Annotated in this window: 16 protein-coding genes; 13 read left to right on the top strand and 3 right to left on the bottom strand. The window is 71.0% G+C overall.

Annotated features, from left to right (window positions below; all coding sequences use genetic code 11):
• The first annotated feature begins 1 nt into the window (after position 1).
• The 13 genes from nagZ to IE246_RS09445 all read left to right on the top strand — a co-directional run bounded on the left by nagZ (position 2) and on the right by IE246_RS09445 (position 11,211).
• Positions 2-1,030 carry a beta-N-acetylhexosaminidase gene (gene nagZ, locus IE246_RS09505; RefSeq protein WP_189988774.1) on the top strand — a complete coding sequence of 343 codons (1,029 nt, stop codon included), beginning with the start codon at positions 2-4 and terminating at the stop codon, positions 1,028-1,030.
• Positions 1,030-1,722 carry a site-2 protease family protein gene (locus IE246_RS09500; RefSeq protein WP_189988772.1) on the top strand — a complete coding sequence of 231 codons (693 nt, stop codon included), beginning with the start codon at positions 1,030-1,032 and terminating at the stop codon, positions 1,720-1,722. Before nagZ ends, IE246_RS09500 begins: the two co-directional genes overlap by 1 nt.
• An 18-nt stretch (positions 1,723-1,740) precedes the next feature.
• Entirely contained in the window at positions 1,741-2,556 is an 816-nt protein-coding gene (locus IE246_RS09495; protein ID WP_189988770.1) for a segregation and condensation protein A, read from the top strand.
• Positions 2,553-3,227: an SMC-Scp complex subunit ScpB gene (gene scpB, locus IE246_RS09490; protein WP_189988768.1), complete on the top strand. Its 675-nt coding sequence runs from the start codon at positions 2,553-2,555 to the stop codon at positions 3,225-3,227. Before IE246_RS09495 ends, scpB begins: the two co-directional genes overlap by 4 nt.
• 51 nt (positions 3,228-3,278) lie before the next feature.
• On the top strand, positions 3,279-4,388 hold the full coding sequence (locus tag IE246_RS09485; RefSeq protein WP_229836835.1) for an ABC transporter ATP-binding protein: 1,110 nt from the start codon (positions 3,279-3,281) through the stop codon (positions 4,386-4,388).
• 105 nt (positions 4,389-4,493) lie between these two features.
• Entirely contained in the window at positions 4,494-4,736 is a 243-nt protein-coding gene (locus tag IE246_RS09480; protein ID WP_189988766.1) for a twin-arginine translocase TatA/TatE family subunit, read from the top strand.
• A gap of 59 nt (positions 4,737-4,795) precedes the next feature.
• Positions 4,796-5,488 carry a Sec-independent protein translocase protein TatB gene (tatB, locus tag IE246_RS28120; protein ID WP_189988764.1) on the top strand — a complete coding sequence of 231 codons (693 nt, stop codon included), beginning with the start codon at positions 4,796-4,798 and terminating at the stop codon, positions 5,486-5,488.
• A 3-nt stretch (positions 5,489-5,491) separates the two neighbouring features.
• Entirely contained in the window at positions 5,492-6,295 is an 804-nt protein-coding gene (tatC, locus tag IE246_RS09470; RefSeq protein ID WP_189988762.1) for a twin-arginine translocase subunit TatC, read from the top strand.
• A 108-nt stretch (positions 6,296-6,403) separates the two neighbouring features.
• Positions 6,404-7,693 (top strand): serine--tRNA ligase, encoded by a 1,290-nt coding sequence (gene serS / locus IE246_RS09465; protein ID WP_189988760.1) that lies wholly within the window; start codon positions 6,404-6,406, stop codon positions 7,691-7,693.
• Positions 7,690-8,478 carry a 5'/3'-nucleotidase SurE gene (surE, locus tag IE246_RS09460; protein ID WP_189988758.1) on the top strand — a complete coding sequence of 263 codons (789 nt, stop codon included), beginning with the start codon at positions 7,690-7,692 and terminating at the stop codon, positions 8,476-8,478. The genes serS and surE overlap by 4 nt, the downstream gene beginning before the upstream one ends.
• Positions 8,475-9,128, top strand: a complete 654-nt coding sequence (locus IE246_RS09455; RefSeq protein ID WP_189988756.1) for a protein-L-isoaspartate(D-aspartate) O-methyltransferase — start codon at positions 8,475-8,477, stop codon at positions 9,126-9,128. The genes surE and IE246_RS09455 overlap by 4 nt, the downstream gene beginning before the upstream one ends.
• Before the next feature lie 62 nt (positions 9,129-9,190).
• Positions 9,191-10,348: a LysM peptidoglycan-binding domain-containing M23 family metallopeptidase gene (locus IE246_RS09450; RefSeq protein WP_189988754.1), complete on the top strand. Its 1,158-nt coding sequence runs from the start codon at positions 9,191-9,193 to the stop codon at positions 10,346-10,348.
• Positions 10,345-11,211 carry an FkbM family methyltransferase gene (locus tag IE246_RS09445; protein WP_189988752.1) on the top strand — a complete coding sequence of 289 codons (867 nt, stop codon included), beginning with the start codon at positions 10,345-10,347 and terminating at the stop codon, positions 11,209-11,211. The genes IE246_RS09450 and IE246_RS09445 overlap by 4 nt, the downstream gene beginning before the upstream one ends.
• Here the strand turns inward: IE246_RS09445 and IE246_RS09440 are convergent.
• The 3 genes from IE246_RS09440 to IE246_RS09430 are packed head-to-tail and all read right to left on the bottom strand — an operon-like array spanning position 11,208 to position 13,223.
• Complete coding sequence (locus tag IE246_RS09440; RefSeq protein ID WP_189988750.1) at positions 11,208-11,924, bottom strand: LrgB family protein; 717 nt, start codon at positions 11,922-11,924, stop codon at positions 11,208-11,210. The two genes, IE246_RS09445 and IE246_RS09440, sit on opposite strands and share 4 nt — an antisense overlap.
• On the bottom strand, positions 11,921-12,292 hold the full coding sequence (locus tag IE246_RS09435; RefSeq protein WP_189988748.1) for a CidA/LrgA family protein: 372 nt from the start codon (positions 12,290-12,292) through the stop codon (positions 11,921-11,923). The genes IE246_RS09440 and IE246_RS09435 overlap by 4 nt, the downstream gene beginning before the upstream one ends.
• A gap of 28 nt (positions 12,293-12,320) precedes the next feature.
• Positions 12,321-13,223, bottom strand: a complete 903-nt coding sequence (locus tag IE246_RS09430) for an ATP-binding protein (RefSeq protein WP_189988747.1) — start codon at positions 13,221-13,223, stop codon at positions 12,321-12,323.
• Positions 13,224-13,398 lie beyond the last annotated feature (175 nt).

Below are 13,398 nucleotides of genomic sequence, written 5' to 3'. Positions count from 1 at the left end.
GATGCCGACAGCCCTGATCTTCGGCTGCGCGGGGCCAGAGCTGGCCGCCGACGAGGCGGCCTTCCTGCGCGATGCCGATCCGTACGGCTTCATCCTGTTCAAGCGCAACGTCGAGACCCCCGAGCAGGTGCGGTCGCTGGTGGCGGCGCTGCGCGACACCGTCGGGCGCGACGCGCCGGTTCTGATCGACCAGGAGGGCGGGCGGGTGCAGCGTCTCGGACCGCCGCACTGGCGGCGGTATCCGCCGGCCCAGGCATTCGTCCGTCTGGACGCGGTCGACCCAGCGCTGGCCGAGGAGGCGCTGCGGCTGTCGGCTGGCCTGATGGGAGCGGACCTGGCGAGCCTCGGCATCGACGTCGACTGCGTGCCGCTGGCCGACGTCCGCCAGCCGGGCAGCCACGACGTGATCGGCGACCGGGCGTTCGGCGAGGACCCGCGGACCGTCGCCCGGCTGGCCCGCATCCAGGTCGAGGCGATGGCCGGCGTCGGGGTCACCGGCGTGCTCAAGCATCTGCCGGGGCACGGCCGCTCCATGGTCGACAGCCATGCCGAGTTGCCCAGGGTCGAGGCCGACCTGGCGGCCCTGGAGGCGGTCGACTTCCCGCCGTTCGCCGCCCTGGCGCCGCACGTGCCGTACGGCATGACCGGGCATCTGCTGTTCGAGGCGATCGATCCCGACCGGCCCTCGACCCTGTCGCCGACGGTCGTCCACGACGTGATCCGCGGCACCATCGGCTTCAACGGGCTGCTGATGACCGACGACCTGTCGATGTCGGCGCTCGGCGGCCCGCTCGGCGCGCGCGCGGCGAAGGCGCTGGCGGCGGGCTGCGACCTGGCCCTGCACTGCAACGGCCGGATGGACGAGATGCGCGAGGTGGCCGGCGCGGTCGGGGAACTGACCGGCCCGGCGCTGGCGCGGGCGGTCGCGGCCGACGAGATCAGGCGCCGCAATACCGCCGCCGCCGCGCCGCCGCCGGCGGATGCCGCCGCGCGACTGGAGGGCCTGCTGGCACGGGGCGGGAGCGCGTGATGGACAGCGCCTACCTGGCCGACCTGATCCGCAGCGCCACGGTCTGGATCATCCCGGTGATCCTGGCCATCACCCTGCACGAGGCGGCGCACGGCTGGGCCGCTTCGCGGCTCGGCGATCCGACTGCCCGGCTGATGGGGCGGGTCACGCTGAACCCGGTCGCTCACATCGATCCGTTCGGCACCCTGATCCTTCCCGCCCTGCTGCTGGTGATCAAGGCGCCGTTCCTGTTCGGCTACGCCAAGCCGGTGCCGGTGAACTTCTCGCGGCTGAACAACCCGCGGCGTGACATGGCGCTGGTGGCGCTGGCCGGGCCGGCTTCGAACGTGCTGCTGGCGGTCGTCGCCGCACTCCTGGTGCATCTGGTGGACGCGGTTCCGGCGTTCGCCTCGGAGTGGCTGGCCGACAACCTCAGCAACCTGTTCTGGCTGAACCTGGTCCTGGCGGTCTTCAACATGCTGCCGATCCCGCCGCTCGACGGCGGCCGGATCCTGGTGTCGATCCTGCCGGACCGGCTGGCCTGGAAGATGGCGCGGCTCGAGCGGGCCGGTCTGTTCATCGTCATCGGCGTGCTGTTCCTGCTGCCCTTCATGGCGGCCCAGGTCGGGGTTAGACTGGACGTGGCGCGCGTCCTGGTGTGGATACCGGTGGAGACGCTCGCCTCGGCGATCATGGCGGTCACCGGTCACTGATTGAGCACGGGCGGCGATTTGGCGACCCACGAACCGTTCGAGAGCCCCGAGCCCGAGTACCGCCGGCGCGAGCCGGTGCAGCTCTCGCTGTTCCTGAACCTGGACGGGTTCGAAGGGCCGATCGACGTGCTGCTGACCCTGGCGCGCGACCAGAAGGTCGACCTGACCCAGATCTCGATCCTGCAGCTGGCCGAACAGTACCTGGTGTTCATCCGCGAGGCCCAGGTCCTGAACCTGGAACTGGCGGCCGACTACCTGGTGATGGCGGCCTGGCTGGCCTACCTGAAGTCGCGCCTGCTGCTGCCGCCGGACGAGACCGAGGAGGAGGAGCAGGATCCGGCCGCCCTGGCCGAGGCCCTACGCTTCCAGCTGCTGCGGCTGGAGGCGATGCAGGAGGCCGGCACCCGGCTGATGGCGTTGCCGCAACTCGGGGTCGACGTGTTCGCCCGCGGCGCGCCGGAGAACCTGTCGGCGCGGTTCCGCTCGGTCTACGACGTCACGCTCTACGACCTGCTGCGCGCCTACGCCGACCACAAGGTGAGGGAGCAGGGGCACACCCTGACGATCGCCGCCACCGACCTGTACGCGGTCGAGGACGCCATCGAGCGGCTGCGCGGCCTGGTCGGCCGGGTGCCGGAATGGCGGACCCTGTTCAGCTTCCTGCCGGAGTTCCTCAAGGGCTCGCTGGTGCTGCGGTCGGCAGTCGCCTCGACCTTCGTCGCCAGCCTGCAGCTGGTGAAGGACGGGCAGGCGCAGATCCGCCAGGAGGGGACGTTCGGGCCGATCTGGCTGCGGTCGCCGTCCGAGGGTTCGTCGTCCGGGAATCCGGCATGACCGACGCCGCTTCCGACATGCCCGACCTCCTGACCGCGGAGGAGCGGCGGCGCTGGACGCGGTTCGTCGAGGCGGTGCTGTTCGCCAGCGCCGATCCGGTCGACGAGGCGGTCCTGCGGCAGCGGGTGCCCGAGCCGATCGACCTGACGCAGATCCTGGCCGAGCTTTCGGAGGCCTACGCCGAGCGCGGGGTCAACCTCGTCCGGCACGGCAACCGCTGGAGCTTCCGGACGGCACCCGACCTCGGCGCCATGCTGCGCACCGAGCAGTCGGTCCGCCGCAAGCTGTCGCGGGCCGCCGTCGAGACCCTGGCGATCATCGCCTATCACCAGCCGGTGACGCGGGGCGAGATCGAGGAGATCCGTGGTGTCGCGCTCTCCAAGGGGACGCTGGACACGCTGCTGGAAGCCGGCTGGATCCGGCCGCGCGGCCGGCGCGACACGCCGGGGCGGCCGCTGCAGTGGGGAACCAGCGCCGGGTTCCTCGACCATTTCGGGCTCGGCGACATCAAGGAGCTGCCGGGCCTCGAGGAACTGAAGGCGATGGGCCTGCTGGAGCGCCGCGCCGGCCTGACCAGCATTGCCATGCAGCAGGACGACTTGCTGGGCGAGCCCGAGGAAGAGGCCGAGCAGCTGGACTTCCTGCCGGACGACGGAGCCGAGGACGAGTGACCGTCCGCGACCCGGGGCCCCGGTTGCCGACTTGCGGGACGGGAGACGCCCTTGTATCTCAGCGCGATGACCGCGACCGCCCTGAAGACCGAACCCGCGCCGCCGGCCCTGCAGCTGGAAGAGATCCGCCACCGCTACGGCCGCGTGCTGGCGGTCGACGGGGTTTCGGTATCGGTCGCGCCGGGCGAGGTGCTGTGCCTGCTCGGCCCCTCCGGTTGCGGGAAGACCACGGTCCTGCGCATCGCCGCCGGGCTCGAGCCGTTGCAGGAGGGAACGATCCGACTGTCGGGCGTCACCATCGCCGGCGGCGGGGTCGAGGTGCCGCCGGAGCGCCGCGGGGTCGGGCTGGTGTTCCAGGACTACGCGCTGTTCCCGCATCTCGACGTCCTCGACAACGTTGCGTTCGGGCTGACCGGCTGGCCGGCCGCCGACCGCCGGGCGCGCGCCGACGAGGTGCTGGCGCTGGTCGGCATGAACGACTACGCGCACGCCTTTCCGCACGAGCTGTCGGGCGGCCAGCAGCAGCGCGTCGCCCTGGCCCGGGCCCTGGCGCCGCGGCCGCGGGTGGTGCTGCTGGACGAACCGTATTCGGGGCTGGACGCGCGACTGCGCGACCGGGTCCGCGACGAGGTCCTGCACATCCTGAAGGCCAGCGGCTCGGCCTGCCTGATGGTGACCCACGATTCCGAGGAGGCGATGTTCATGGCCGACCGGATCGCGGTGATGCGCGACGGCCGGATCGTCCAGGAAGGCACGCCGGTCGAGCTGTACTGCGAGCCGGTGGACGCCTTCGTGGCGTCGTTCTTCGGCGAGGTGAACCGGATCGAGGGCGTGGTCCATGGCGGTGCCGTGGAGACGCCGATCGGCATCATTCCGGCCCGCGGACTGCAGGAGGACACCCCGGTGACGGTGGTCGTGCGCCCCGAGGCGGTGTCACTTCAGCCCTGGGGACCGGCGTACGCCGACGATCCCGGCGGCGTGGTCGAGCAGGCCAGGCTGCTGGGCCGCACCAGCCTGGTGCACATGACCGTGACCGCCCCCGGTCAGACGGACTGGTCGGTTCACCTGCACGCCCGGGTTCCGGGGGTCTATCTGCCGCGTCCGGGGGCGCGGGTGCGGATCCAGATCGATCCGGCCCAGACCTTCGTTTTCGCGGACTGAATCGCCATATGAGATGGCAACGGCGTTTGCGTTGCGGCGCGCGGCTGTGGTCGCGTATAGTCCGCCGCGACATACGGGGGCGTAACGAGATTTCGGAGCATTACGATGGGTAGCTTCAGCATTTGGCACTGGCTGGTGGTTCTCGCCGTCGTGCTTCTGCTTTTCGGTGGAAAGGGCAAGATCTCGGCGCTCATGGGCGACTTCGGCAAGGGCCTGAAGAGCTTCAAGCAGGGCGTGAAGGGCGACGAAGCCGAGGGCGAGGCGAGCGAGCAGGCCAACCGTTCGGTCACCGACGACAGCGGGTCGACCAAGTCTTCCTCCAAGTCCGATCAGGCCGTGAAGGGCTGAGGGGGCGTCACACGCTCGTTTCGTTCGCCTGAGGCGCCCGGTCGGGCGCGGGGATCACGATGTTCGATATCGGCTGGCAGGAGTTCATCCTGGTCGCGCTCGTGGCCGTCGTGGTCGTCGGTCCGAAGGATCTGCCGAGGGTCATCAGGACGGTCGGCCAGTGGGTCCGCAAGGCGCGTTCGCTCGCTTCGGAGTTCCAGGGCAGCCTGGAGGAGATGGCCCGCGAGGCCGAACTGGACGATGTCCGCAAGTCGATCCAGCAGGTCTCGCGCGAGGGCATCGGCGCCTCGATCGAGAAGCATGTCGACCCGGATGGAGAGATCCGCCGGTCGGTCGAGGAGGCGCGGGACTCCTCCGGTGCCGACGAGATCGAGGGGGCGATCGAAGAGGCCCGCCGCGATACCCGGGCGCTCGCCGGTTCCGACGGCAGCGCCGCCGGCAGCTATGAAGCGGCGGCCGCCCGGAACCCGGTTCCCGACAACTCGGTGACGCCGCCGGCCGAGGCGCCGAAGCCGGCAGCGGCGGCTCCGGCGAAGAACCAGCCGGCAGCGACGGAGCCGGCGGCGACGAAACCGGCAGCGACGAAACCGGCGGCACGCAAGGCCGCAGCCAAGACGGACGGGGATGCCAGGCCGGCGAAAGCTCCCGCCAGGCGAACGGCCGCCAAGGCGAGCGATGCCGCGGCGAAGCCGGCCGCCAAGCCGAAGCGGACGACCCGCAAGCCAGCCGCGACCGACGCCGGGGAGGCCTGATCGATGGCCCAGGGCACCCACGATCCCGAGGACGATCTCGAGGGCGGCAAGATGCCGCTTCTCGACCATCTGGTGGAACTGCGGCAGCGGCTCGTCATTTCCGGTGTCGCGTTCATCCTCTGCTTCTTCGTCGGCTACGGGCTGGCCGAGCCGATCTTCACGTTCCTGGTGCAGCCGCTGGCCGACATCACCTCCGGCCAGCAGGGCCGGCGGATGATCTATACGGCGCTGCACGAAGCGTTCTTCACCTACATCAAGGTCGGGTTCTTCTTCGCGGCCTGCGTGTCGTTCCCGATCGTCTCGCTGCAGATCTGGAAGTTCGTGGCGCCGGGGCTGTACAAGCACGAGCGCAAGGCCGCGATCCCGTTCATCGTCGCCACGCCGGTGCTGTTCACGATGGGCGCGGCGATGGTCTATTACATCGTGGTTCCGCTGGCCTGGCAGTTCTTCCTGGGCTTCGAGCACCCGGGCGGCAACGGCGACCTGCCGCTGGTGCTGGAGCCGAAGGTCGACCAGTACCTGTCGCTGGTCATGCGGCTGATCTTCGCGTTCGGCGTGGCGTTCGAACTGCCAGTGCTGCTGGTCCTGCTGGTCAAGGTGGGTATCGTCAGCGTCGACGGCCTGCGCACCAAGCGCAAATACGCGATCGTGGTCGCCTTCGTCGCCGCCGCGATCCTGACCCCGCCGGACGTCATCAGCCAGGTGATGCTCGCGGTGCCGATCATCCTGCTCTACGAGATCTCCATTATCTGCGCGCAGTTCATCGAGAAGAAACGCGAGCAGGAGCAGGCGGCCGAAGGGCCGTAGGAGCCGGGAGGCGAGAGCCGCGGGCACGCCCGACCGCCGCTCCCTGGACCGCGGCCCGGCGCCTACGTATAAGGGCGGGCACCGAAACTGCGACCCGACGACCCGGCCATGCACGACATCCGACGCATAAGAGAGGACGGCGCGGCTTTCGACGCCGCCCTTGCCAAGCGCGGCCTCGCCCCCGTGGCGGACGCCATCCTGGCCCGTGACGCCGACTGGCGGCGGGTCACCACCGAACTGCAGCAGGCCCAGCAGCGCCGCAACGAGGCGTCCAAGCAGATCGGCGTCGCCAAGCGCAACGGCGAGTCAGCGGACGCGCTGATGGCCGAGGTGTCCGAGCTGAAGGACCGCATGGCCCGGCTGGAGGAGGACGAGCGCCGGCTCGCCGCCGAGGTCGAGGAGCTGCTGTCCGGCGTCCCGAACCTGCCGGGACCCGATGTGCCGGTCGGTGCCGACGAGGACGCCAACGTCGAGATCCGCAAGGTCGGCGCGCCGCGCGAGCGGAACTTCGCGGCCCGCGACCACGTGGCGATCGGCGAAGGTCTCGGGCTTATGGACTTCGAGGCGGCAGCGCGGCTGTCCGGCGCCCGATTCGTCGTGCTGAAGGCCGACCTGGCCCGTCTGGAACGGGCCTTGGCCTCGTTCATGCTCGACATCCACACCGGCGAGTTCGGCTACACCGAAGTGTCGCCGCCGGTACTGGTGCGCGACCAGGCCCTGTACGGCACAGGCCAGCTGCCGAAGTTCGCCGAGGACCAGTTCAGGACCACCGACGGCTTCTGGCTGATTCCGACTGCCGAGGTGCCGCTGACCAACCTCGCGGCCGACCAGATCCTCGACGAGGAAGAGCTGCCGCTGCGGTTCACGGCCTACACGCCGTGCTTCCGCTCGGAAGCGGGCTCGGCCGGGCGCGACACCCGCGGCATGATCCGCCAGCACCAGTTCGGCAAGGTCGAGCTGGTGTCGATCGCCCACCCGGACCGCTCGGCCGAGGAGCACGAGCGCATGACCACCTGCGCCGAGACCGTGTTGCAGCGCCTCGACCTGCCGTACCGCGTGATGGTGCTGTCGACCGGCGACATGGGATTCTCGGCCCACAAGACCTACGACATCGAGGTCTGGCTGCCGGGGCAGGACGACGGAAAGGGCCGCTACCGCGAGATCTCCTCGTGCTCGGTGTGCGGCGACTTCCAGGCCCGACGCATGAAGGCCCGGTTCCGCCGCAAGGGCGAGAAGGCGACCGAGTTCGTCCACACCCTGAACGGCTCGGGGCTGGCGGTCGGCCGGACCCTGATTGCGATCCTGGAGAACTACCAGGAGGCCGACGGGTCGGTTGCGATCCCGGACGCCCTGCGGCCCTACCTGCGCGGCCTGGAGAAGATCGAGCGCGTGCGATGAGCGACTGGAATCTGCCGAAGGACCTTTCGGGGGCCCGAATCCTGGTGTCGAACGACGACGGCATCGAGGCGCCGGGCATCAAGGTGCTGTCGCGGGTGGCGGCGGCGCTGACCGACGACGTCTGGGTGGTGGCGCCGGAGACCGAGCAGAGCGGGGCCGGCCATTCGCTGACCCTGCGCCGGCCGCTGCGGATCCGCCGGGTCGAGGACCGGCGCTACGCGGTCGACGGCACGCCGACCGACTGCGTCCTGCTGGCGATCAACGAGATCCTGAAGGACGGCAGGCCGACCCTGGTGCTGTCCGGCGTCAACCGTGGCGGCAACCTGGGCGAGGACGTGACCTATTCCGGCACCGTCGCCGCCGCCATGGAGGGCACGGTGCTCGGCGTGCCGTCGATCGCGCTCAGCCAGGAGTATCCGAACGGCGGGCCGGTGCCGTGGGAGACCGCGGAGACCCTGGCGCCCGACCTGATCCGCCGCATCTGCGCCATCGGCTGGCCACGCAACTCGCTGATCAACATCAACTTCCCGGGCGTGTCGCCGGACCGGGTGACCGGCATACGGGCGGCCGAGCAGGGCCGCCGCAAGATCGGCGACCAGATCGTCGCCGGGCACGACCCGCGCGGCAATCCGTACTACTGGATCGGCAGCATGCGGACCGAGGACCCGACGGTCGCCGGGACCGACCTCAACGCCGTGCACTCCAATGCGGTGGCGGTCACGCCGATCGGCATGAACATGACCGACCACCCGACCCTGACGAAGCTCGCCGGGACTTTCCATTGAGCTACGACGAGGCTCGCAAGATCCGCCTGATCATGAGCCTGCGGGGCCGCGGAATCACCAGCAGCGCGGTCCTCGGCGCGCTCGAGCGGGTGCCGCGCGAGCTGTTCGTCGATCCGGCCTTCCTGGATCAGGCCTGGGAGGACCGGGCGCTGCCGATCGCCGCCGGGCAGACCGTCAGCCAGCCGTTCATCGTCGCCTTCATGACCCAGGCGCTGGAGCTCACCGACCGGACCAAGGTCCTGGAGATCGGCACCGGGTCGGGATACCAGGCCGCGATTCTCGCCCGCATCGCCCGGCGGGTGTACACCGTCGAGCGCCATGCCGAGCTGCTGCAGACCGCCGAGCGGCGGTTCGCCCAGCTCAAGCTCCACAACCTGCATACCCGCCACGGCGACGGCTGGAAGGGCTGGGCCGAGCAGGCGCCGTTCGAGGCGATCATCGTCACCGCGGCGGCCTCCGAGCCGCCGGCGGCGCTGCTCGAGCAGCTCGGGGAGGGCGGGCGCCTGGTCGCCCCGATCGGCAACACCAGCGAGGTGCAGCGCCTGGTGCGGTTCCGCCGGCGCGGCGACGCGATCGAGCAGGAGAAGCTCCTGGACGTCCGGTTCGTCCCGCTGGTCCGCGGAGCGGCCCGGCCCGGCGGAGCGCCATGAACCCGCGGACTCGCGTGCCATGCCGCGTTGAGCCCGAGTCCGACGCCCCTTACACTGCCGCCATGCTGCGCCCCACCCTCCGACTGGCCGCCGCCGGCCTGCTGCTCTGCCTGACGCTCGCCGCCTGCGGGTCGGGCCCGTCGCTGCCGCGGCTGGCCAACCCGGACCCGGCCTCCAACCCGCCGTCGACCGCCGCCGGCCGGGCGCTGCCGCCGGACGGGGTGATCACGGTCCGGCCGGGCGACACGGTCTATGCGCTGGCGCGCCGTTACGGGGTCAGTTCGCGCACCATCATCGAGACCAACCGGCTGTCGCCGCCCTACCTTCTGCACGTCGGCGACCGGCTGTTCCTGCCGACCCCACGGGTGCACGTGGTGCGCTCCGGCGACACCCTGTCGGAGATCGCCCGCGACTACCGGATCGACTTCAGGCGGCTTGCGGGCCTGAACGACCTGCGGCCGCCCTACGAGATCCGGGTGGGGCAGCGGCTACGGCTGCCGGGAGCGACCGACGGGTCGGACGGCGGCCTGGTCGCCGCCCGCACGCCGCGGACCCCGCCGGCCCCGAGCCGGGCGTCGAGCGAGCCGCGCGACCCTCAGCAACCGTGGTCGGAGGGCGGCACCCTGAACTTCCCGGTCGCCGGCCGGCCCGCCGGGACGGAGGGACCGCCGCTGCCGGCACCGCGGCCGTCGGGACAGACGACCGAGGCCGCCTCGGCGCCGGCGCCGGCCGCCGCCCGGTCGGGCGGGAGTTCGAGTGCCGCGCGGGCCGCGGTGCTCACCCCGCCGCCCCGGGCGTCCGGCCGTTTCCTGTGGCCGGTCCAGGGCAGGGTGATCTCCGGCTTCGGCCCGCGCGAGGGCGGCCTGCACAACGACGGCATCAACATCGCGGCCCCGCTCGGGACCAAGGTCCGGGCCGCCGAGAACGGGGTCGTGGTGTATGCCGGCAACGAGCTGCGCGGGTTCGGCAATCTGCTGCTGATCAAGCACGCCGACGGCTGGACGACCGCCTATGCGCATGCCGACAAGCTGCTGGTCCGGCGCGGCGACCGGGTCGAACGCGGCCAGACGATCGCCACGGTGGGCCAGTCCGGCAACGTCGACCGGCCGCAGCTCCACTTCGAGATCCGCAAGGGGCCGCGGCCCGTCGACCCGCGCGACGAGCTGGGGGCCGCGCGCGTGTCCGCCGCTCCGGAAAGGCCGGCTGGACCGTCCGGATGATCGACACGGTAACGCTCGACTGGCGGTTCGGCAGGCTCGAACTGCCTGCTGCCGACCACTACATCCGCCAGGCGGTCGCGGTCACCGGCGAGTACAGCGGCGCCGAGATCGACCTTTACCAAGCCTTGCTGCGACCCGGGGACGTGGCCCTCGACATCGGCGCCAACGTCGGAATCTTCTCGATCGCCATGGGGCTGGCGGTCGGGCCAACAGGCCGGGTGCTGGCCTTCGAGCCGCAACCCTCGATCTTTCCGCTGCTGCAGCGCAATCTGGCGGGGCACGGCCTGTCGCAGGCCGAGGCCGAACGGGCGATCCTGTCCGACGCGGAGGGCGAGGGCGAGTTCGTCGACCTGCACAGCCCGCCCATAGGCCGTGCGGTCAACTACGGCAGTCTCAGCATCGCCAGCCGCACTTTCGCGAGCTACGGCGGCATGGCCTCGACTCCGATCAGGACCGTCGACGGTCTGGCGCTGACCCGCTGCGACTTCATCAAGGTCGACGTCGAGGGCGCCGAGGGCCTGGTCCTGAGAGGCGCCGCCGGGACCATCGGGCGGTGCCGGCCGATCCTGAGCGTGGAGTGCGACCGGCCGCAGCTGGTGGCTCCAGCGATCGGCGCGCTTACGGCCGCCGGCTATCGGCTCTGGCGCTTTCGCGGCGCCAACATGCGGACTCCGAACCCGAAGGGCGCACCGATCGACGACTATGGCCGGATCTCGACGCTGATGCTGCTGTCGGTGCCGGAGCACCGGCTGCAGACCCTCGATCGGGCAAACCTCGCGTCGCTGCAGCCGGTGGAGAACCGGGCCGATTTCGAGCGACTCTCCGCGGGGATCGTCAAGGACCGGCCGGATCGGCCGGTCTAGAACAGCCAGGACCAGACCAGCGGCAGCAGGATCGCGGTCGCCAGCGCGTTGAGGCCCATGGCGAGGCCGGAGAACGCCCCGGCGACCTCGTTGACCTGCATGGCCCGGGCGGTGCCGATGCCATGGGCGGCGACGCCGATCGCCAGGCCACGGGCCCGCCAGTCGCGGACCCGCAGCAGGTTGAGCAGCGGCGGCCCGAGCATGGCCCCGGCGACGCCGGTCAGGATTACCAGCACGGCGGTCAGCGAGGGCAGGCCGCCGAGCTGCTCGGCGATGCCCATGGCGATCGGGGTAGTCACCGATTTCGGCGCGATCGAGGCGACGATCTCCGGCCCGGCCCCCAGCAGGGCGGCGATCGCGACGGCGCTGAGCGAGGCGGCGAGCGAGCCCAGGACGACGGCCGCCAGCAGCGGACCCGCCGACTTCCGCACCCGGTCGAACTGGTTGTACAGCGGGATCGCCAGCGCCACCGTCGCCGGCCCGAGCAGGAAGTGGACGAACTGCGCGCCCTCGAAGAAGCGCTCGTAGGAGGTCCCGGTCGCGACCAGCAGCGAGACCAGGATGACGATCGCGATCACCACCGGGTTGAGCAGCGGATTCATGCCGAACCGGCGGTAGATGCGGTAGCCGATCAGGTAGGCCAGCAGCGTCAAGGTCAGGTGCAGCAGCGGGTTGGCCGCCAGATACACCCAGAGCTCGCCGACCGGTCTCACGACGGACCTCCCTCGGGACTCCCCCGGCGGCCGGCCAGGCGCTCCAGCCCCAGCATGGCGAGCGCGGTCACCGCCACCGCGACCAGGGTGCTGGCGATCAGGGCCACGCCGATCGCCAGCCAGGCGTCCTCGAGCCGCCCGAGGTGCAGCATGACGCCGACCCCGGCCGGCACGAACAGCAGCGAGAAGTGCGAGAGCAGGGTGCCGGCCGTGGTCTGCATCGCCTGCGGAACCCCGCCGCGGACCAGCAGGCCGGCGAACAGGAACACCATGCCGAGGACCGGTCCGGGGATCGGCAGCCGGAACAGCCCGACGATCACCTCGCCGGCGAGCTGGCAGACCAGGAGGAGGGTCAGGCTCTCGATCATGCCGTTCCCTCCGTTCCGGTGCCGGCCGTCAGGCGACCCGCTTGCCGTGCCGGCCGGCCAGGTCCTGGATGAACTGCCAGGCGACGCGGCCGGAGCGCGAGCCGCGGGTGACCTGCCATTCCCGGGCCTCGGCCTGCAGCTGCTCGCGCGGGACGTCGATGCCGAAGGCGTTGGCGTAGCCCTCGATCATGGCGAAGAAGGTGTCCTGGTCGCAGCTGTGGAAGCCGAGCCAGAGCCCGAAGCGGTCCGACAGCGAGACCTTCTCCTCGACCGCCTCGGACGGGTTGATCGCGGTCGAGCGCTCGTTCTCGATCATGTCCCGCGCCATCAGGTGGCGGCGGTTCGACGTCGCGTAGAACAGCACGGTCTCCGGACGGCCCTCGATGCCGCCTTCCAGCACCGCCTTCAGCGACTTGTAGCTGTTGTCGGCATGGTCGAACGACAGGTCGTCGCAGTACACGACGGCGCGACGGTCGGCGTCGCGCAGTACCTGCAGCAGCTTCGGCAGGGTCTCGAGGTCCTCGCGGTGGATCTCGATCAACGCCAGCGAGCCGGGGTGGTTGGCGTTGACCTCGGCGTGCACCGCCTTGACCAGCGACGACTTGCCCATGCCGCGGGCGCCCCACAGCAGGGCGTTGTTGGCCGGCAGTCCGCGTGCGAACCGCTCGGTGTTCTCGTACAGGGTCTGGCGCTGCAGCTCGACGCCGCGCAGCAGTTCGATCGGCACGCGGTTGATCTTCCTGACCGGGTCGAGCCGGCCCTGGGCGGCGTCCCAGATGAAGCCGTCGGCGGCGTGGATGTCGGACGCCGCCTGCGGCGGCGGCGCCATCCGCTCGAGGGCGTCGGCAATCCGGCCGAGCACCGCGAGGGTTTCGGCGTCGGCCGGGATCGGGACGGTCGGGACGGGAATGATCGGCTGGTCGGCGGGCATGGCGCGGGTCTCGGTGCGGCGATCTGGTTCGGCGATCTGGGGCGGCGGTTTGCGGCGGCGAAAACGGGCGTCCGCCATGGAAGCGGCGGACGTTACCGACGCGTTCGGGCACGGTCAACGCCGCGCCGCACGAACCGGCCGCCGGTCGTTGCAATTCGCGGGTGCGCCGCTATAG

The organism is Thalassobaculum fulvum (assembly GCF_014652915.1).
GTDB lineage: Bacteria > Pseudomonadota > Alphaproteobacteria > Thalassobaculales > Thalassobaculaceae > Thalassobaculum_A > Thalassobaculum_A fulvum.
The sequence above is the reverse complement of the archived record's forward strand: the minus strand, read 5'-3'. Positions and strand labels throughout refer to the sequence as shown.